General features: G+C 62.3%; 20 protein-coding genes. 7 read left to right on the top strand and 13 right to left on the bottom strand.

The genetic code is table 11. The annotated features are described in order from the left end of the window. Positions 1-29 precede the first annotated feature (29 nt). Genes RO069_RS17620 through RO069_RS17610 form a run of 3 tightly spaced genes read left to right on the top strand, consistent with a single transcriptional unit; the run spans position 30 to position 3,169 of the window. Positions 30-638 carry an elongation factor P hydroxylase gene (locus RO069_RS17620; RefSeq protein ID WP_328189375.1) on the top strand — a complete coding sequence of 203 codons (609 nt, stop codon included), beginning with the start codon at positions 30-32 and terminating at the stop codon, positions 636-638. Beyond that, positions 622-1,977, top strand: coding sequence for a DEAD/DEAH box helicase (locus RO069_RS17615; protein WP_328189374.1), 1,356 nt, complete (start codon positions 622-624; stop codon positions 1,975-1,977). Before RO069_RS17620 ends, RO069_RS17615 begins: the two co-directional genes overlap by 17 nt. Positions 1,978-2,002: 25 nt before the next feature. Then, positions 2,003-3,169 (top strand): 4-phosphoerythronate dehydrogenase, encoded by a 1,167-nt coding sequence (locus RO069_RS17610; RefSeq protein WP_442915390.1) that lies wholly within the window; start codon positions 2,003-2,005, stop codon positions 3,167-3,169. 18 nt (positions 3,170-3,187) lie between these two features. On the opposite strand, the gene htpX is transcribed toward RO069_RS17610, so the two are convergent. The 3 genes from htpX to RO069_RS17595 all read right to left on the bottom strand — a co-directional run bounded on the left by htpX (position 3,188) and on the right by RO069_RS17595 (position 5,904). Beyond that, the gene (htpX, locus tag RO069_RS17605) at positions 3,188-4,072 is read right to left on the bottom strand and encodes a protease HtpX (protein ID WP_328189372.1); all 885 of its coding nucleotides are present in this window, start codon (positions 4,070-4,072) and stop codon (positions 3,188-3,190) included. A gap of 110 nt (positions 4,073-4,182) precedes the next feature. Beyond that, the gene (locus RO069_RS17600; RefSeq protein ID WP_328189371.1) at positions 4,183-4,662 is read right to left on the bottom strand and encodes a hypothetical protein; all 480 of its coding nucleotides are present in this window, start codon (positions 4,660-4,662) and stop codon (positions 4,183-4,185) included. A gap of 27 nt (positions 4,663-4,689) precedes the next feature. Next, the gene (locus RO069_RS17595) at positions 4,690-5,904 is read right to left on the bottom strand and encodes a pyridoxal phosphate-dependent aminotransferase (RefSeq protein ID WP_328189370.1); all 1,215 of its coding nucleotides are present in this window, start codon (positions 5,902-5,904) and stop codon (positions 4,690-4,692) included. A gap of 224 nt (positions 5,905-6,128) precedes the next feature. On the opposite strand from RO069_RS17595, the gene RO069_RS17590 reads away from it, so the two are divergent. Together RO069_RS17590 and RO069_RS17585 are read left to right on the top strand one after the other, a co-directional pair. Continuing rightward, the gene (locus tag RO069_RS17590) at positions 6,129-6,614 is read left to right on the top strand and encodes a glutathione peroxidase (RefSeq protein ID WP_328189369.1); all 486 of its coding nucleotides are present in this window, start codon (positions 6,129-6,131) and stop codon (positions 6,612-6,614) included. Then, entirely contained in the window at positions 6,615-7,109 is a 495-nt protein-coding gene (locus RO069_RS17585; RefSeq protein ID WP_328189368.1) for a MarR family winged helix-turn-helix transcriptional regulator, read from the top strand. Here RO069_RS17585 and RO069_RS17580 read toward each other — a convergent pair. Further along, positions 7,072-9,081: an ATP-binding protein gene (locus RO069_RS17580; RefSeq protein WP_328189367.1), complete on the bottom strand. Its 2,010-nt coding sequence runs from the start codon at positions 9,079-9,081 to the stop codon at positions 7,072-7,074. The two genes, RO069_RS17585 and RO069_RS17580, sit on opposite strands and share 38 nt — an antisense overlap. A 38-nt stretch (positions 9,082-9,119) precedes the next feature. Next, a complete protein-coding gene (locus RO069_RS17575) occupies positions 9,120-9,893 on the bottom strand; it encodes a hypothetical protein (RefSeq protein ID WP_328189366.1) in 774 nt (257 codons plus the stop codon). 218 nt (positions 9,894-10,111) lie between these two features. Between RO069_RS17575 and RO069_RS17570 the strand changes: the two genes are divergently transcribed. Next, positions 10,112-11,122, top strand: a complete 1,011-nt coding sequence (locus tag RO069_RS17570; RefSeq protein WP_328189365.1) for a LysR family transcriptional regulator — start codon at positions 10,112-10,114, stop codon at positions 11,120-11,122. On the opposite strand, the gene RO069_RS17565 is transcribed toward RO069_RS17570, so the two are convergent. From RO069_RS17565 to RO069_RS17530, 8 genes are all read right to left on the bottom strand, one after another. Beyond that, entirely contained in the window at positions 11,111-12,085 is a 975-nt protein-coding gene (locus tag RO069_RS17565; protein WP_328189364.1) for a GNAT family N-acetyltransferase, read from the bottom strand. The two genes, RO069_RS17570 and RO069_RS17565, sit on opposite strands and share 12 nt — an antisense overlap. Further along, positions 12,082-13,245, bottom strand: a complete 1,164-nt coding sequence (locus RO069_RS17560) for a ribosomal protein uL16 3-hydroxylase (RefSeq protein ID WP_328189363.1) — start codon at positions 13,243-13,245, stop codon at positions 12,082-12,084. Before RO069_RS17560 ends, RO069_RS17565 begins: the two co-directional genes overlap by 4 nt. Beyond that, on the bottom strand, positions 13,242-14,615 hold the full coding sequence (purB, locus tag RO069_RS17555; RefSeq protein WP_328189362.1) for an adenylosuccinate lyase: 1,374 nt from the start codon (positions 14,613-14,615) through the stop codon (positions 13,242-13,244). The genes RO069_RS17560 and purB overlap by 4 nt, the downstream gene beginning before the upstream one ends. 144 nt (positions 14,616-14,759) lie before the next feature. Then, on the bottom strand, positions 14,760-15,410 hold the full coding sequence (gene hflD, locus RO069_RS17550) for a high frequency lysogenization protein HflD (RefSeq protein ID WP_328189361.1): 651 nt from the start codon (positions 15,408-15,410) through the stop codon (positions 14,760-14,762). Beyond that, a complete protein-coding gene (gene mnmA, locus RO069_RS17545) occupies positions 15,407-16,579 on the bottom strand; it encodes a tRNA 2-thiouridine(34) synthase MnmA (protein WP_328189360.1) in 1,173 nt (390 codons plus the stop codon). The genes hflD and mnmA overlap by 4 nt, the downstream gene beginning before the upstream one ends. Positions 16,580-16,643: 64 nt before the next feature. After that, the gene (locus tag RO069_RS17540; RefSeq protein ID WP_328189359.1) at positions 16,644-17,093 is read right to left on the bottom strand and encodes an NUDIX hydrolase; all 450 of its coding nucleotides are present in this window, start codon (positions 17,091-17,093) and stop codon (positions 16,644-16,646) included. A 13-nt stretch (positions 17,094-17,106) separates the two neighbouring features. Next, complete coding sequence (locus RO069_RS17535; protein WP_328189358.1) at positions 17,107-17,733, bottom strand: pseudouridine synthase; 627 nt, start codon at positions 17,731-17,733, stop codon at positions 17,107-17,109. Between the two features lie 70 nt (positions 17,734-17,803). Further along, positions 17,804-18,106 (bottom strand): cold shock domain-containing protein, encoded by a 303-nt coding sequence (locus tag RO069_RS17530; protein WP_328189357.1) that lies wholly within the window; start codon positions 18,104-18,106, stop codon positions 17,804-17,806. A gap of 586 nt (positions 18,107-18,692) precedes the next feature. Here RO069_RS17530 and clpS point away from each other — a divergent pair. Next, positions 18,693-19,061 (top strand): ATP-dependent Clp protease adapter ClpS, encoded by a 369-nt coding sequence (gene clpS, locus RO069_RS17525; RefSeq protein WP_328189356.1) that lies wholly within the window; start codon positions 18,693-18,695, stop codon positions 19,059-19,061. Positions 19,062-19,065: the final 4 nt, after the last annotated feature.

Genomic DNA, 19,065 nt, shown 5'->3' with positions numbered 1-19,065 from the left:
TTTCGTTAAAGACGCACAATAACGGACCCATGAATCACCGTCCAGAAGACCTTGTCACACTGTTCAACAGACTGTTCCTGGAAAGCACGGGAACGGAACTGGTTCGCGGTGGCGATGAGCCTGAATACCTGCCTGCTGGCGTAGCCGGTCGCTACGCCCAGGTCATCTTCGCCCACGGCTATTTCGCCAGCGCTCTCCATGAAATCAGTCACTGGTGTATCGCCGGCGAGCGTCGGCGACAGTTGCCGGACTATGGTTACTGGTATTGCCCCGATGGCCGTACCCGTGAGCAGCAACGGTCTTTTGAACAGGTTGAGGTGAAGCCCCAGGCGATTGAGTGGCTGTTCGCCACGGCCTGTGGCAGCCGCTTCCATATCAGTGTGGACAACCTGGATGGCGGCGGTGCCATTGATGAGGACGGATTCCGTCGCAATGTATACCGTCAGGCATGCCGGTACCTTGACCAGGGTCTTCCGGTCAGGGCGGAGCATTTCCTGGAATCCCTGATGGATTTCTACGGCACAGGGGCGGACGAGTTCTGCCAGTGGCGAGAACGCCATGCCTGGCTGGCCGATGAGTCACACCGGCAGCCACACCATTTCACAACAGAAAGCGAAGCCTATGACGCAAGCTCCTGAATCTGGTAACACCACGGACAACGTGGCCAGTGCAAACGATGATACCGAACTGACGCAGAGTGGAACCCGCTTCTCCGAGCTGGGCCTCCACCAGCAATTGCAGGATGCCATCAGCGGTATCGGGTTTGAATACTGTACCCCGATCCAGGCGGAGACGTTGCCCTACACCCTGGCCTGCCATGACCTGATCGGACAGGCCCAGACCGGTACCGGCAAGACCGCGGCCTTCCTGATTACCGCCATCCAGACGCTGCTGGAGACGCCGATCCCGGACAAGGACCGGTTTGCCTCCGAGCCCCGCGTCCTGGCCCTGGCGCCGACCCGGGAACTGGCCATGCAGATTGCCAAGGACGCGGAGCAGCTCTGCGAGCGAACAGGCCATCGGGTGGTGTCCGTGGTGGGCGGCATGAACTACGACAAGCAGCGGGAAGTGCTGAGGGAAGAGATCGTGGACATCCTGGTGGCCACACCGGGGCGCCTGATCGATTTCATGGGCACCCAGGATGTGTACCTGGACCAGGTGGATCTGCTGATCCTGGACGAGGCGGACCGGATGCTCGACATGGGCTTCATCCCGGACGTCAAGCGGATTATCCGCCAGTGCCCGCCCAAGGACGATCGCCAGACCCTCCTGTTCAGCGCCACCTTCAACCAGGACGTGCTGAACCTGGCGTCCATGTGGACCCACGGTGCCGAATTTATCGAGATCGAGCCCCAGCAGAAGACCGCCGAGCGGGTGAAGCAGACGGTCTACCTGGTGTCCGAGGACCAGAAGCTGCCGGTGCTGGTGAATGCCCTGAAGCAGCCGGGTGTGGACAAGGCCATTGTCTTCGCCAACCGCCGCGACCAGTGTCGTGACCTGGAGGAAGACCTGAAGAACCAGGACGTCAAGGCGGCCCTGATGTCCGGCGAGATCCCCCAGAACAAGCGTCTGAAGACCCTCGACCAGTTCAAGAATGGCGATATCCAGGTATTGGTGGCCACGGATGTGGCGGGCCGTGGTATCCACGTCGAGGGCGTGACCCACGTGTTCAACTACAACCTGCCGGACAACGCCGAGGATTACGTGCACCGCATCGGTCGTACCGGTCGGGCGGGGGAGTATGGCATCTCCATCAGCTTCGCCAGCGAGGACGATGCCTTCGCGCTGCCGTCCATCGAGACCTACATCAGCCAGAAGCTGACCACCACGGTGCCGGAGGAAGATCTGCTGCAACCGCTGGAGAAACCGCCGATCCAGCGTCGTCGTGGCCGTCGCCGGCCAAGTGGCGGCGGTGGTCCCCGCGGTGGCAACCGGGGACGCCAGGGCGGTCGCCCCCGGTCGTCCGGTTCCCGCTAGTCCCGGTTTCCGGCGGGCGGCCATGCTGCGTATCGTTGCCGACGAGAACATTCCGCTGCTGGAGCCGTTCTGTGGCAGGCTGGGTAGTCTGACCCGGGTCAATGGCCGCACCCTTGGCCGGGACCAGTTAATGGAGGCCGACGTCCTGCTGGTGCGTTCGGTGACACGGGTGGACGCAAGCCTGCTGGCTGGCACGTCCGTACGGTTTGTCGGCACGGCCACCATTGGCACCGACCATGTGGATACCGACTGGCTGGCGGAGCAGGGCATTGCCTTTACCCCGGCGCCGGGCTGCAATGCCACCAGTGTGGTGCAGTATGTGTTGTCGGTACTCTCGCTGTTCCTGCTTCATCGCCAGCAACCGTCGTTTGACGGTCTCACCGTGGGCGTGGTGGGCGCGGGCAATGTCGGCGGCGCATTGGTCCGATGCCTCCAGGCCCTGGGCGTGACGGTTCGGGTCAGTGATCCTCCCCTGCAGGCGCAGGGGGGCGAGCTGCCATTTGCCTCGCTGGACGAGGTGCTCCAGTGCGATGTGATCTCCCTCCACACGCCCCTGACCCGGGGCGGCCCCCATGCCACCGCCCATTTGCTGGATGAAGACCGCTTGTCGCGCTTGCACGGCAACCAGCTGCTGATCAACAGCGGGCGAGGGCCGGTCATCGACAACCAGGCACTGCTGAGGCGTCTTGATGAACCGGACGCACCCACCGTGGTACTGGATGTCTGGGAAAACGAGCCCGAGCCCCCGCCGGCGCTGGTGGACCGTTGCTGGCTGGCGACACCCCACATTGCCGGTTACAGCCTGGAGGGCAAGAGCCGGGGCACGGAAATGGTGGCCAGGGCCCTGCACCAATGGGCAGGGGCACCCATGGAGACGGATCTGGCGGCGGTGCTGCCGGTGCCCCCCCTGTCGGAGTTGCGATTCACGGCCCGGGCAACCCCGATGGAAGCCCTGCACCGGGCCCTGATGGCCTGTTACGACCCTCGGGATGACGACACCCGGCTACGGGCGGTGTATGCCGATATGGCTGGGCCTGGTTCCACGGTGGGGCCAGCCTTTGATGGCCTGCGCAAGCATTATCCGGTGCGGCGGGAGCCTGCCAGCCTGAAGGTTGTGGTGCCGACAGCCAGCCGGCAGGGTGCCCTGCTGTCGGCGGCCGGCTTCCAGGTTATTGAAACCCCGGGACCCTGAAGCCCCGGCGGGACCAACTTATGCCAGGTTGGCCTGCTTGAGGGCGGCAATCCGGTCCTCAAGCGGCGGGTGGGTCATGAACAGGGCGGCCAGGCCCTGGCGGGCACCCCGGTTGATGCCAAACGCCTGCAGGCTGTCCGGCATCTGGTCGGGCATCTCGCTTTCCTGCTTGAGGCGGGCCAGGGCGCTGATCATGGAGCCGCGACCAGCCAGCTGTGCCCCCGCGATATCCGCCCGGTATTCCCGTCGCCGGGAAAACCAGAACACAATGGTGCTGGCCAGGATGCCGAGCACGATTTCGGCGACAATACTCACCACGAAAAAGCCGATGCCGTGGCCCCCTTCGTTCCTGAAGACCACACGATCCACCACCGAACCAATTACACGGGCGGCAAAGATCACAAAGGTATTCACCACACCCTGGATCAGGGCAAGGGTAACCATGTCCCCATTGGCCACATGCCCGATCTCGTGGCCCAGGACGGCCCGGATCTCCTCCTTGCTGAAGCGCTGTAACAATCCTTCGCTCACCGCCACCAGGGCGTCATTCTTATTCCAGCCGGTGGCAAAGGCATTGGACTGGCTGGCCGGGAAGACGGCCACTTCAGGCATGCCGATGCCGGCATTCTTCGCCAGTTCCGCCACGGTATCCACCAGCCACCGCTCTGCCGGAGTGCGTGGGGAGTCGATGACCCGCGCGCCGGTGGCCCGCTTGGCCATGAACTTCGACATCAGCAGGGAAATGAATGAGCCGGCAAAACCGAAAACCGCCGCGAAAATCAGCAGCGAGCTGTAGTTGATGCCGTTCTGGGCCAGGTAACTGTCCACCCCCAGCAAGCTCAGGGTAACGCTGGCCACCAGGACGACGGCCAGGTTGGTGGCAAGGAAAAGCAGTATTCTCATGGATCAGTCTCTCTCAACAGGGACGCTAATGCCCAATATCGGGCCACTCTGCGTCATTTCAATGACCTGAGTGGTTCCCGATGCGGTGAGAAAGACCGGCAGAGGCGGGATCAGTTCCCGGTGGGTGCGAAGAAAGCTGCCTGCATGGCCCGGTTTAGGGTGGGGGAGTGACCACCCCTGATGGACTGGCGCAGCACATGCACCCAGGTAGAGCGGTCCTGGCGGACCGACGCGGGCAGGGAGTCGTCATCCGGGGCGGGCACGCCGGGTTCCGGCAGATCCAGGGCCGCTGCCAGGTCGGCGGGTGCCGGGGTGCTCAGGCGGATAAAGGCCTGACGGGTGAGTACGGCCTGGTCCAGGGCCTCCTGACGGATGGTATCCACATACCGCAGCAGGCCCTCTTCCTCCAGCCACAGCAGTGCGCCGAAGCAGGCCATGTGCCGGGGGCTGTGGAGGCCGAACTCGTCGGGTTCATCCGGTCCGGCGATATCCTCCACGAACAGGTTGATACGCCGTGGGAACACGCTGTAGAGCTGGACCAGGGCGATGGCGGAATCCCGGTAGAACTCCTCGATGTGGATATCGGCCATGGGGTTTCCCTTACTGCGTCCCTTGAATTACGCCCGCCAGGTGGACAGGAACCGTTCCAGGCGACCGATGGCATCCTCCAGCGCGTCGACCCGGGGCAGGAACACCACCCGGAAGTGCTGGCGGTCGTCAATGTTGAAGCCGGAGCCCTGGACCAGCAGGATGCGTTCCTGCCGCAACAGGTCCAGTACGAACTGCTCGTCGTTCTCAATGGGGTAGAGTGCCGGATCCAGCTTCGGGAACAGGTACAGGGCCCCCTTGGGCTTCACGCAACTGATACCCGGAATGTCGTTGAGCAGGCGCCAGGCGGTTTCCCGCTGCTCGTAGAGTCGGCCGCCCGGTGCAATCAGGTCCTCGATGGACTGGTAGCCCCCCAGGGCGGTCTGGATAGCAAGCTGGGCCGGCACATTGGCGCACAGCCGCATGGACGCCAGCATGTCGATGCCCTCGATCAGGTCCACGGCCTTGTGCTTGGCGCCACTGATGATCAGCCAACCGGAGCGGTAGCCGGCGGCCCGGTAGTTCTTGGACAGCCCGTTAAAGGTGAAGAACAGTACGTCGTCCGCCAGGGAGGCGGTGGGCACGTGCTCGATCCCGTCATAGAGGATCTTGTCGTAGATCTCGTCGGACAGAATGATCAGGTTGTGCTGCCGGGCCAGTTCGATCACGTCCTCCAGCAACTCCTTCGGGTAGACTGCCCCGGTGGGGTTGTTGGGGTTGATCAGCACGATGGCCTTGGTGCGATTGGTGATCTTCCGGCGGATGTCGTCCAGGTCCGGAAACCAGTCCTGCTGTTCGTCACAGCGGTAATGCACGGCCTTGCCACTGGACAGGGTGATGGCTGCGGTCCACAGCGGATAGTCGGGTGCGGGTACCAGCACTTCGTCACCAGTGTTCAGCAACGCCTGCATGGACATGACGATCAGTTCGCTGACGCCATTGCCCAGGTAGATATCGTCGATATCCACCTTGTCGATACCAATTTGCTGGCAGTAGTGCATCACTGCCTTGCGGGCGGAGAACAGGCCCTTGGATTCCACATAGCCCTGGGCCTGGTGCAGGTTGTAGATCACATCCTGCTGGATCTCTTCCGGTACATCCAGCTCGAAGGCGGCGGGGTTGCCGATATTGAGCTTGAGAATCCGGTGGCCTTCCTCTTCCAGGCGACGCGCTTCACGCAGTACCGGGCCACGGATCTCATAGCATACGTTGTCCAGTTTCGCGGATTTTCTGTAATTCTGCATAGAAGGCGTCTTCCCGGTGTTGTTACGCATGCCGCAACAGGCGGCAGGATCAGAACAGGCTCACCATTCTAGCGGAGCCGGGGTTCAAAAAAACAGTCCGAAAAGGGCGCAATTGTGATGAAAAATGGCAGGGAGGGCTGCGATTTGCAGCCGGTTTCTCAAACTGGCTTTCGGAAATAAAATTGTGCACAATATAGTTGCTGAAAATCCATAAGGAGACCGGAATGGCGAACGCCCCCATCTACGACATCGAAGTAACGGATATCAAGGGCCAGTCCCGCACCCTGGCGGACTATGCTGGCAAGGTGATGCTGATCGTGAATACCGCTTCCAAATGTGGTTTTACGCCCCAGTTCGAAGGCCTGCAGTCACTTCATGATGAACTGGCTCCCAGGGGGCTGGAAGTGCTCGGTTTCCCCTGCAACCAGTTCATGAACCAGGACCCGGGGGAAAACAGTGAGATCAGCGAATTCTGTTCCCTGAACTATGGCGTCAGCTTTCCCATGTTCGCCAAGCTCCAGGTTAATGGACCGGATACCCATCCCCTGTACCGGCTGCTAAAAGACGAAGCGCCGGGTATGATGGGGTCGAAGAAAGTGAAGTGGAACTTTACCAAGTTCCTGGTGAACCGGGAGGGCCAGGTGGTCCGGCGTTATCCGCCGACCGCAAAACCTGAAGCCATCCGCGATGATATTGTGGAGTTGCTGTAAGTGAGTGATTCGGCTACCCGGGCCAGCAAGGCGGACAGTGATGAGCTGCTGGCCCTGGACAACCAGCTCTGTTTTGCCGTGTACGCGGTGAACCGGGCGATTACCAGTCGCTACCGGCCACTGCTGGCGGAGCTGGATCTGACCTACCCGCAGTACCTGGTGATGCTGGTGATGTGGGAAGCAGACGAGGCGGGGGAGAGGCCACGGGTATCCTCCATCGGTGAGCGCCTGCGCCTGGATTCAGGCACCCTGACGCCGCTGTTGCGGCGCCTGGAACAGCGAGGCCTGATCACCCGCCAGCGGTCAAGCGAGGATGAGCGGGTGGTGACGGTTGCCCTGACGGACGAGGGCCGCTCCATGCGTGAGCGGGCCACCGACGTACCGGTGCGGCTGTTGTGCGAGCTGGGCGTGGGGCCGGAGGATGCCGTGCGTCTGCGTGGTGAGCTGCGGGACCTGCTCAGTCATCTTGAGCAGGCGGAACATCACCGCGAGTGACCTCCGAGGCGGACCAACGCTGGATCATCTGGTCCAGTACGTCCCGGTTGTAGGGTTTGGTGATGTAGTCGTCCATCCCCGCCGCCAGGCATTCTTCCCGGTCGCCGGACATGACATTGGCGGTGACCGCGATTACCGGTAGCTTTTTCCACTCCGGATTCTGGCGAATCCGCCGCGTGGCCTCGTAACCATCCATCACCGGCATCTGGCAGTCCATCAGCACCAGGTCGTAAGCTTTCAGCGACAGGGCCGCCAGAGCCCGTTCCCCGTTCTCGGCGTGGTCCACCTCATGACCCAGCTTGTGCAGCAGGCCCGAGGCAACGATCTGGTTGACCCGGTTGTCCTCCACCAGAAGGATGCGGCAGTGGCGTCTGGAGGGCCCGGTTTCCACCACTTCCGCCGTCTCCGTCCCTTCCCTGTCGGCACTTTCATCCACCGGCAGCGGCAGGGTGACGGTAAACCAGGTTCCCTCGTCCTCCCTGGAATCCACCCGTATCTGGCCGTGCATGCGTTCCACCAGTTGCTGGCACAGAGCCAGGCCGAGCCCCGTGCCACCGTAGCGCCGGGTGGTGTCGGTCGCCGCCTGGGAGAATGGCGAGAAAATCCGGTCCAGCTCCTGGCGTGACATGCCAATTCCGGTGTCCCGGACTTCCAGCCGGATGCCTTCCGGCGTCTGCTCCAGGTGAATGGAGACCGTGCCTTCATCCGTGAACTTGATGGCATTGGACAGCAGGTTATTGGCGACCTGCCTCAGACGGGTGGGGTCGCCCAGGTACCGGTTCGCGAGAGCGGTTTCCAGGTGGGTGGTGAAGTTCAGGCCCTTGCGGCGGGCCTGTTCGCCATGGATGGTGGCGCACTCGTTGATCAGTTGCCGCAGGTCGAAGGAGATCACCTCCAGGTCCAGCTTGCCGGCCTCTACCTTGGAGATGTCCAGGATATCGTTGAGCAGGCTCAGCAGGCTCTGGCCGGCCCGGTGGGCGATTTCAAGCTGATGGCGTTGGGCCGGTTTCAGGCTGCCTTCCAGGGCCAGCTCCAGCATGCCCAGCACGCCGTTGAGGGGCGTACGGATTTCATGGCTCATGCTGGCCAGGAAGCGGGCGCGGGTCTGGGCCCGTCGCACGGCGTCCTCCTTGGCGCGGATCAGGGCCCGATTACCCCGCTGCAGGGCTTCGTTCTTTTCCGAGATCTCCCGGGTCCGGTCCTCAACCTCCCGCTCCAGTTTGCCGGAATAGTCCTTCATCTGGCTTTCCACTTCCCGCAACTGACTCAGTGAGGTGTCCACGGTCTGTAGGTGGCGGTTGATAATGGCCACCATGTTGCCGATTTCGTCATGCTCATGGGAAGGCGGAACCGGCAGCCGGGCCTTTTCCGGGGCGTTGCGGACGTCCTGCAGGCTGCTGATAACCCGCATCATGGGCTTCGTCAGCACGAAATAGAACACCACCAGCAGCATGGCCGACAGCACCAGGCTCTTGAGGATGCCGCTGATCAGGATGAAGGCGGCCCGGGACAGGAACAGGTTGCCGTAGTAGTTGGTGGAAATGGTGATAACGAGCTCACCCAGTTCGATCTGTTGCAGGTCCGGTACTTCCAGCTCCGTGGAGTAGCGGCGGGTTTCCCCGAACAGCAGGTCACTGATCCAGCGGTAGCTGCCATCACCACTGCCGCGGCTGGCGGCGGACAGGGTGCGGTTCTTGGTGTCGAGGATGCGGGCGTCGATCACCGCCGGGTGGCGGAGCATGCCGTCCAGCAGCTCACCCGCCAGCCGGGTGTCGATATTGTAGGCGATCTGGGAGGCCGGGCTGTGACTGATGTCCATCAACGCCTCGATATCCTGATCCATGTAGGTGCGGGTACTGTGGTATTCCACCGTGACCTGGATCAGGTTGAGAACGAGCCCCACGGCCATGGCGAGCAACACGGTGTTGCGGGTGAGGCGGTATGACAGACGGTTCCTGAAAAGATGCGTCACTCTATTCCCTGTGCGGCTGGACAGACCTGGGTGGGTTGTCAGTCGTCGTAGTCGGCTTTCTTCTTCCAGTCATCATCGTGGAGGAAGGTATCCCATTCCTTGTCCAACCGGTTCTGCTGTTCCGCGGAACGGGTGCTTTCGCCACTGTTCAGCTCCTGTTCCAGTTCATGGATGCGTTCCTTGAAGGCTGCCACCGCCTTGGCGGCCATGTCATTGCCCTTGGACTTGGCCATTTCCGACGCCGCCAGGTGGTAGGCGTGGATTGCCTTGCGCAGGTCATTATGCCTGACATGGTCCCGCGCCTGGAAAACGAACAGGTCGGCGTGGGTCTTGTGAATGGTGAACAGCACGTGGCGCAGGTTGGCCTTGGCCGTGGCCGCGTTGATCTTGCCGGACTTGTGAAGGGATTCGATCAGCTTGAACAGGCTTTGCAGCAGTTCCTTGATGTAGTTCGACTTGTCGGGGGAATCAATGATGACCTTCGGATGCTCGTCGGTGCCGTCCATCACTTTCTGTTTGTTTTCCTGCACCCTGGCCAGCCAGTCTTTCACGGGGAGGTCGGCCCGTTCCTGCTGGAGGCCCTTGCAGGTTTCCTCCATCCGTCGCAGCAGCAGCAGCTTGATGTCCCGGGTCAGGTACTGGCCCGGCAGTTCGTCATAGATCCGGTAAGCGCGGTTGTAGGCATCTTCCAGTGAGGTGATACGGCGGGCCTGTTCAATCCGGGCCCGTTCGCGCATCTGGCTGATCACCACAATCACGATCGAGACAACGACAACCGCCAGCAACAGCAGAACAATGGTGATGGTATTCATGTATCCCGGGGGGCTCCCTGATTATCTTTCTGATTTGGGGAAGGCAGCCATGAAACAGATCCGCCAGTGCCCATGGTGGCGGCACAGGACCTGTTCCTATAGCGCCGGAGCTAACGCAAGTATCTGGCAGACTGACAGAAAAGTCTAATCGATTCCGTTCCAACTTGTTACAGGTGATAGAATAAGGTGTTTGTCGTGCTCCGGAGGTGTTGCCCGCAATGGATATTTCCCGCGTTGACCTGAACCTGCTGGTGTACCTGGATGTGTTGCTGCGGGAGAAGAATGTCACCAAGGCAGCCAACCACCTGGGCATCACCCAGCCAGCCATGAGCAATGGCCTGCGGCGGCTCCGCGACCTGTTTGACGACCCGCTGCTGGTGCGCACCAGCGAGGGCATGACCGCCACCGAGCGGGCCACCGAGCTGCAACCGCTGGTGCGGGGCATCCTGTCGGATATCGAGCAGGCGGTGCAGGAGAAGGCGTCGTTCTCCGCCAACGAGAGCCAGCGGGTGTTCCGCATCATGGCCAGTGACTATGCCGAGTCCTGCCTGATGCCCCGGGTGTTGCGGCGGATTCGCCAGGAAGCCCCCAATGTCATCCTCGACGTGCTCACGCCCAGTGACGTGAGTTTCCAGGACGTGGAGCAGGGGCGCCTGGATATGGCCATCAACCGCTTCGACAAGATTCCCCAGTCCTTCCACCAGAAAACCCTGTGGACGGAATACTTCGCCTGCCTGATGAACGTGCGTAACCCGATCCTGCAGGATCCGTTCACACTCGACAGTTACCTGGCGGCCAGTCATATCTGGGTCAGCAAGACCGGGTTTGGTGTCGGTGTCGGTGTCAATCCCAAGGACGTACAGCGTCTGGGGTGGGTCGACGAGGCCCTGGGCCTGATGGGGCGCAAGCGGCATATCGCTGTGTTCACCCGCCACTACCAGGTGGCGATGCTGTTGGCGGAGCAGCACGACCTGATTGCCACCCTGCCCAGCCGGGCGGCGTGGCTGCAGAAGGACAACACCAGCCTGGTGATCAAGCCGCCCCCCTTTGACATTCCGCCCTTCGAGCTGAAGATGGCGTGGAGTCCGCTGTTGCAGCACAACGCCGACCACCAGTGGCTGCGGCGACTGGTGGCCGCCGTGGCGGAAGAGGTGGACGAGGAGTTTGCCGAGTTCGGGCGCCAGTTCGAGGCGGTGGAGCCGGACGGGCCTCACCGGTCAGAGCGGTAGTTCCCGCAGTTCCAGTGACGGGCGGGCGATGTCCCACATGCGCTGGAAGTCCTCCGCCAGCAGCCGGGCCCGGCCGCTGTCCGCGAAACTGGCGAAGCCCTCCGGGCGGTCGAACCGGTGCCGGACCAGCACGCCTTCCCGGTCCACCAGCAGGAACGGCTGTTCCACCGGCGGATAGTCGGTATTGACCAGGCGCAGGTCGATGGCGCTGGGCAGGCGCCGCAGCAGGTCCACCAGCCGGTGACGACGTTTCACCAGCGGCCCGTCGTCGTGGACCAGCAGACGGACTTCGCTGTTGCGGTGATGCCGGGCCAGCCACGACAGCAGGTCCCGCAGGCGCTGTCGGTCGTAGAGGTCGTGGTCCAGCAGGCGGTCATAGAGCCACAGCCGTTGCCGGGCCTGACCCACCAGGCTGTCCATCAGGTCGGGAACCTGGTGGTCGGCGTCAATCAGCCAGCTTTGTTCATCCTCGCCAAGGATCATGGGCTTGTGCCGCGGGCTGTCATGGTTAAATCCCGGGGTCACCAGCGTTGGTGCCAGGCAGCGCATGCCGTAGTGGGGGATGCCTGCGTCGTCGTAGGGTTCCGTGCAGACATGGAAGCCGCTGCGCTGGTAGAAGGGGACGGCGTGCTCCTGGGCCGACAGGTACAGGTTTGGCACCTGGCCGGCGGCCTCCGCCATCAGGTGACGCAGCACTTTCTCGCCGAGGCCGGTGCCCCGGTGCCGGGGCAGTACCGCCATGCGCCCGATATGGGCGGTGTCATCGAGGGTGTAGAACATCCGTGCCGTGGCCACCGGGGTGTTGTCCGGCAGCACGGCGAGGAAATGGTCGGCGATCTCGTCGGTGTCGTCCCACTCCAGTTCCGGCGGCACCCCCTGTTCGTCAATGAAGACCGTCTGGCGGATATCCCTGACATCCCGGGGCGCCAGTTGCCAGCTGTACTTGCGGAATCTCACAGTCATTCGAAATAGAGGCTTCCCTGGTTGTAGAGTACGGTCAGCAGTTCCGCCAGGGCCGGGTCCTGACATAAGCGGGCGACCTGTGCCGTGTCCGGTCGACTGGAGGCGCACAGCAGCGGCGCCAGGGGGCGCGCATCACCGCTGAGCAGGTAGCGTTCCCCGTCCACGAACAGGGCGGTCTGGTCGTCAAGCTCCGTGTAGGCGAAACGGGAACCCTCATTCCAGCGTAGTACACCGCCATCCGCCAGGGCTTCCAGCAGGTCGTCGGTGGTGGCCGGCGGTTCCGCGGGAATCACGATGTCGCTGTTCTTCGGGGCCGTGCTGAACTGGCCGAACCACAGCGCCAGGTTGCGTCGGTCGGACACCCGTGAGCGGATTTCCGCCTCCAGCCTGTCCAGTGCCTGGTCGCCGATGGCCCCCGGGTTATCCGGCAGACGGGTATCGCCGTCAGAGAGATGGGCGGAGACATCGGTTTCCGTGCACAGGAAATCGGTAAAACTGGTCAGCAGGTCGTCCACGGTTGGCGCCCGGAACCCCACCGAGAGGGTGATGCAGTCATCTTCCGCCACGCCGTGGTGGCCGATGCCCGGGGGCAGGTAGAGCATGTCGCCGGGTGCCAGCAGGACTTCCTCATCCGCCTGCCAGTCCTTCAGGATGCGGAGTGGGGTGCCCTCCACCCGGGGAGACTGTTCGCTGCAGGCGCCGCCGAACCGCCAGCGCCGATGACCTTCCGCCTGCAGCAGGAACACATCGTACTGGTCGAAATGGGGGCCGACACTGCCCCCCGGAGGCGCGTAGCTGGCCATGATGTCGTCCAGACGCCAGTTGGGCACGAAACGGAAGTGGTCCAGGATCTCGGCGACCTCCGGCACCCAGTGGTCCAGCCCCTGCACCAGCAGGGTCCAGTTCCCCGGTGGCGGGGAGGTGAAGCGGTCGGTACTGAACGGGCCGTTGTGGAGTTGCCAGGGGTGGCCGTTCTCCTCCTCCACAACCAGTCGTGACTCCACCGCCTGCTCGCAGGCCAGGCCGGCCAGTTCATCGGCACTGACTGGGCTCTGGAGGCCGGGAAAGGCCTGGCGGATCACCAGTGGCTTCTTCTGCCAGTAGTCCCGCAGGAAGGTGTCGGCGGACAGGCCGCCGGGGAGTCGGTCAGGTACTGTCATGATCCGATGTTTTCCGCCTGTTCGGCTGCATTGCCGGTATAGTTGGCCGGCGTCAGCGCCATGAGTTCATCCTTCGCGGCCTGGGGGATGTCCAGGTTCTGCACGAACTCGTGGATCAGCTCCGGGCTCATGTCCTTGCCCCGGGTCAGCTCCTTGAGCTTCTCGTAGGGCTTTTCGATGTTGTAGCGGCGCATCACCGTCTGGATCGGTTCCGCCAGCACCTCCCAGGCATTGTCCAGGTCGGCGTCCAGGCGCGCCGGGTTTACTTCCAGTTTGCCGAGACCTTTCAGGGTGGCCTCATAGGCAATCAGGCTGTGGGCGAAACCAACCCCCAGGTTACGCAGCACGGTGGAGTCGGTCAGGTCCCGCTGCCAGCGGGAGATGGGCAGTTTGCTACCCAGGTGCGCCAGGATGGCATTGGCGATGCCCAGGTTGCCCTCGGAGTTCTCGAAGTCGATGGGGTTGACCTTGTGGGGCATGGTGGAGGAGCCAATCTCGCCGGCCACGGTCTTCTGCTTGAAGTAGCCCAGGGAAATGTAGCCCCAGATATCCCGGTCCAGGTCGATCAGGATGGTGTTGAAGCGGGCAATGGCATCGAACAGCTCGGCGATGTAGTCGTGGGGTTCGATCTGGGTGGTGTAGGGGTTCCAGGACAGTCCCAGGCCCTCGACGAAGTCTTTGGCGTTGGCGGCCCAGTCCACGGAAGGGTAGGCAGACAGGTGGGCGTTGTAGTTGCCCACGGCGCCGTTGATCTTGCCCAGCAGTTCCACCGCGTGGATCTGCTTCAGTTGGCGGCGCAGCCGGTGGACCACGTTGGCCAGTTCCTTGCCCACGGTGCTCGGGGAGGCGGTCTGGCCGTGGGTACGGGACAGCATGGGCTGCCTGGCGTGTTCCCGGGCCAGTTCTTCCAGGCGGCGGACAATCCGGTCCATGGCTGGCAACAGGCCGTCGTCCAGGCCTTCCCGCAGCATCAGGGCGTGGGAGAGGTTGTTGATGTCCTCGGAGGTACAGGCGAAGTGGACGAACTCGGTGATGGCCTGCAGCTCCTCCACCGGTGCGATCCGTTCCTTGATGAAGTATTCCACCGCCTTGACGTCGTGGTTGGTGGTGCGCTCGATGGCCTTGATGGCCTCGGCATCCGCCAGGCTGAAGTTCTCCACCACCCGGTCCAGGGCGTCCCGGGCGCCGGCGCTCAGGGCGGGCACCTCGGTAATCCCGGGATGGTTCGCCAGCTGCTGCAGCCAGCGCACCTCCACCTTGACCCGGTTACGGATCAGCCCGTACTCGCTGAAAATTTCCCGGAATACCGAAACTTTGTTGCCGTAGCGGCCGTCCACCGGAGAAATGGCGGTCAGGCTGGTCAGTTCCATCAGATTGTAACCTCATCAGAATCGGGCAGGGCGCAGGAATGTGCGAGGCCTGCGGGTGAAAAATCTGACATCCATGATACACCAGCGCGAGCGGCAATTCAGCGCCGGGGCGGGCGTCTGGTGTGACGCAATGGCGTGGGCAGGCTAGCCAGAGTGGTAGACCGACTGGTTGGCCTTCTCCGCCAGTTCCCTGGCAATGGCAGCCACCTTGCGGCGGCGGAAGATCAGTTGCCAACGACGTCCCCCGGTCTGGCGCCAGAGCACGGCGGAGCGGATGCCGGCCAGCAGCAGGGCACGTACCTTGGCGGCGTTCTCTTCCCGCTGGAGCACGTTGGGGTCGCCGGTTACCTGGATGCGCAGGCGGAAGGTGCTGATGGTGTCCTGATAGACCGAGGCCAGGTTGCTGATCAGGTTGCTGTGCACATACCCGAAATGGCTGGCGGTATGACGGGCGCTGTCGATGCGTTGGCCGATGGCGGACAGCATGTCGCGGTTACGGTTGAGGCTCGATTCCAGCTGGATCAGGTTCAGGCTGTAGCGGAGGATATCCATGTCCTGCTGGCGGGTCTGGTTGCTGAGGATCTTGGCCAGGGCATCCAGGCCCTCGCGGAGGTTCATCAGCTCACCGCCGTACACCTCCAGGGTGTCGTCCGGATTGGTGACAAACAGTGACCGCAGGGAGGTTTCCAGGGTGGACTCGGCACAGCGGCCCTGGTGAGCCACCTGGCTGACCAGGGTGGCAGCCTGGAAAACGCCTGCCAGTGCCAGGGTCTGGTCGGTGAGGGACTTGCTCAAGACGCCTCCGCCCTGGCGCCGGTGGCCGGGACCGATGGTTCCTGCTGGTCGTCCCGCCAGGTGGTCTCGATAACGGCGCCGCCCAGGCAGACCTCGCCCTCATAGAACACCACGGACTGGCCGGGGGTGACTGCCCGCTGGGCGTCATCGAACACTACCCGGGTGCCGCGGCCGGTCACGGTCACCTCGCAGTCCTGGTCCGGCTGGCGATAGCGGGTCTTGGCCTTGCAGCGGAAGCGTTGTGCCGGAGGCTCTCCAGCCACCCAGTCCACCGGCCCGCTGAGCAGTCCCCGGGACAGCAGCAGGGGATGGTGCTTGCCCTGGACGGCCACCAGCACGTTGCGGTCCAGATCCTTTTCGGCCACATACCAGGGATCGTCACTGAACCCCGCCAGGCCGCCGATACCCAGGCCCTGGCGCTGGCCGATGGTGTGGTACATCAGGCCCTGGTGACGACCGATCACCTGGCCGTCCGGCGTCTGGATCTCACCGGGCTGGGCCGGCAGATACTGCTTGAGGAAATCGCTGAACTTGCGTTCCCCGATGAAGCAGATGCCGGTGGAGTCCTTCTTGTCGTGGGTGACAAAGCCCTGCTCCTCGGCAATACGCCGGACTTCCGGTTTTTCCAGTTCGCCCACGGGGAACAGGGTGCGGGCGACCCGCTCGCCGGACACCGCGTGCAGGAAATAGCTTTGGTCCTTGTTGTTGTCCAGCCCCTTGAGCAACTGGGCCCGGCCAGGGTGATCCGGATCGGGACGTTGGCGGGTGTAGTGGCCGGTGGCGATATAGTCGGCCCCCAGGGTAACGGCGTAGTCCAGGAACGCCCGGAACTTCACTTCCTTGTTGCACAGGATATCCGGGTTGGGGGTGCGACCGGCGCTGTATTCCGACAGGAAGTGTTCGAACACCCGGTCCCAGTATTCGTCGGCGAAGCTGGCCGTATGCAGGGGAATACCGATGGCATCCGCCACCGCCTGGGCATCCGCGAGGTCGGTCATGGCCGTGCAGTATTCGGTGCCGTCGTCCTCGTCCCAGTTCTTCATGAACAGGCCTTCCACCTGATAGCCCTGGTCCTTCAGCAGCCAGGCGGCCACGGAGGAATCCACACCGCCGGACATGCCGACGATAACCCGGGTATCTGCTGGTGCACTGGTGGTGAGCTGGTTCATGGCGTAAACGGTTTCTGGTTGCCGGTGAATGTCAGGGGCGCGATTGTAACACCGTTTGTGGTCGCTATGCTTCCGGCTCCACGATGACCTCCAGGGGGAAGCGGCGGCCTTCTCGGTAATCCAGTATGCAGTCGAGCACCATGGGGCTGCGCAGGCGGTCCCCCCGTTGGCGGATTTCGTCCAGGGTCAGCCAGTGGGCCGCCGCGATGTCGGTATCCAGTTCCGTGGTTACCTGTCGGACCGGGGAGGCGCTAAAGCAGAAACGGAAGTAGGTCACCCCGTTGGCGGGGGCAATATAGCGGTACATACCCAGGAAGGCTTCGGGTTCCACCTCCCAGCCGGTTTCCTCAAGGGCTTCCCGGCGGGCCGCATCGGCCACGGCTTCGCCTTCTTCAATGTGGCCGGCGGGCTGGTTGAACACCAGGTCGCCGTTGATGCGTTCTTCCACCAGCAGGAAGCGACCCTGCTCATCTTCCACGATAACGGCGACGGTGGCGTGTGGTTTCCAGGTCATGGGCGACTCCCGGTCAGGTGTGTTGGTGGCGGTGTCGTGGGCGTCGGCGGCCGGAGCGGGCGGGGCCCTTGCCGGCTGTTTTGCCCGTAGCTTTGGGAAGATGGACCGTGAGCTGGCGGTATTCCCCGGGGGCAAGGCCATCCAGGCTCCATTCCCCGATCTGCCAGCGCACCAGCCGCAGGGTCGGGAAGCCGATGGCGGCGGTCATACGGCGTACCTGCCGGTTGCGGCCTTCGGTCAGCCTGAGTTCGAGCCAGGAGGTGGGGATCGTCGCCCGCTCACGCACCGGCGGCTTCCGGGGCCAGAGTGCGGGTGGTGGTATGCGACGGGCGCCGGCGGGTCGGGTGGGGCCATCCTTCAGGTCGAGACCCTGGCGCAACCGGTCCAGGGCTGCATCGGTGATCGCGCCTTCTACCTGGACCAGGTAGGTCTTGGGCATCTTCTGGTTCGGGGAGGCAATTCGGTGTTGCAGTCCGCCGTCATTGGTCAGCAGGACCAGACCCTCGGAGTCGTAGTCCAGACGACCGGCGGGATAGACGTCCGGCAGGTCCACGTAATCGGCCAGCGTGGATCGCCCCCGTTCATCACTGAACTGGCACAGGGTACGGAAGGGTTTGTTGAGCAGGATAAGGGCAGCCATCCCGACATGTTAACAGACTGACATCCGTTAACATCCGGGGATGGCTTATGATCGTGGTAGCGATCTTGAGTCAGCCGTTGACCATACGTACCACGTTGCTGGCCTGACCCTGTTCCTGGTCGGCGTTTTCCCGCGCGGAACGGGGATCCTGCCCCTTCGTGGCGGGTTGCTGTTCCGGAACGATGTTCACCGCGTGAACACCCTTGTCGCTGGGTTTCTTGTCAAAGGTGACCAGTTGGCCGGCTTTCAGGGTTTTATACCCTTCCATTTGTACCGAGGAGAAATGTGCAAACAGGTCGTCACTGCAGCCCTCTTCGATAATGAAGCCATAACCCTTGGCGTTGTTAAACCACTTTACTTTGCCCCTAGGCATGATGAACTCCCTTGTCCAGTCATTATCTGTCGTAACCTACGGCCTGCGCAGGCCGCTTGATACGGCGTTTTACACAATTTTACATTGCAGGATTTACTTTTGATCATTAGTGGGTGGGAGTCAACACCAAAGTTGCGGGAATCACTGATTGCGCACATTACATCATTGTTATGGGGAGCTATGGTCCACTGAAATCTACAGGTTTTTGGTATTTATGGAGCAATACGTTATAGCAGCGAAATTAATAAAAGGACGGGATCTAAGACATTCGTGAATGGTGTACTGTCACCGTTGCCGGCCTGCCGCTGGGCACCCAATGTAAAATCTTGCCCGGGAGACAGGTGTTGTTTTGGTGACAGGGGCACTCCGGGCTGGTTGCCCCGGGTGCCGACGGGGTATCATGATCCATTGAACCCGGTGGCGTTTTTGCTGTCTGAGTGACTGTCGAGTGCTGACCTTCTGTTTCTTCCCTGGAATACCAGAAAGGTGGTCCGAAGAAGACGGGCGGCAGGATAGCTCGGATCTTGAAAACCCGCCCCCGGACATCCATCTTATGTCACAGAAACCGACATCCGGTATGAGAATCATGCGGACACTCAGAAATTCTCTACTAATATTGAATCAGGGGGATCACGACGGTGAGGACGAGCCAGGGCGCGAAGACGGCGTCAGCGTGGCTCCGGAGAAACCGGCCCTGAAGCGGCCGCCCCAATACCGGGTGGTCCTTCTTAACGACGATTACACACCCATGGATTTTGTGGTGGATGTGTTGATGAAGTTCTTCGCCATGAACGAAGAAAAGGCGACGCAGGTGATGCTGCTCGTCCATACGCAGGGAAAGGCCGTATGTGGGGTGTATACCCGGGACATCGCGGAAACGAAAGCAGCGCAGGTGAACCAGTATTCCTCCGAGTGCGAGCATCCGCTGCTGTGCGAGATTGAACGTGCGGACTGACTGA

Source organism: Marinobacter sp. OP 3.4 (assembly GCF_036224885.1).
Lineage (GTDB): Bacteria > Pseudomonadota > Gammaproteobacteria > Pseudomonadales > Oleiphilaceae > Marinobacter.
This window is presented reverse-complemented; position numbering and strand designations above follow the sequence as displayed.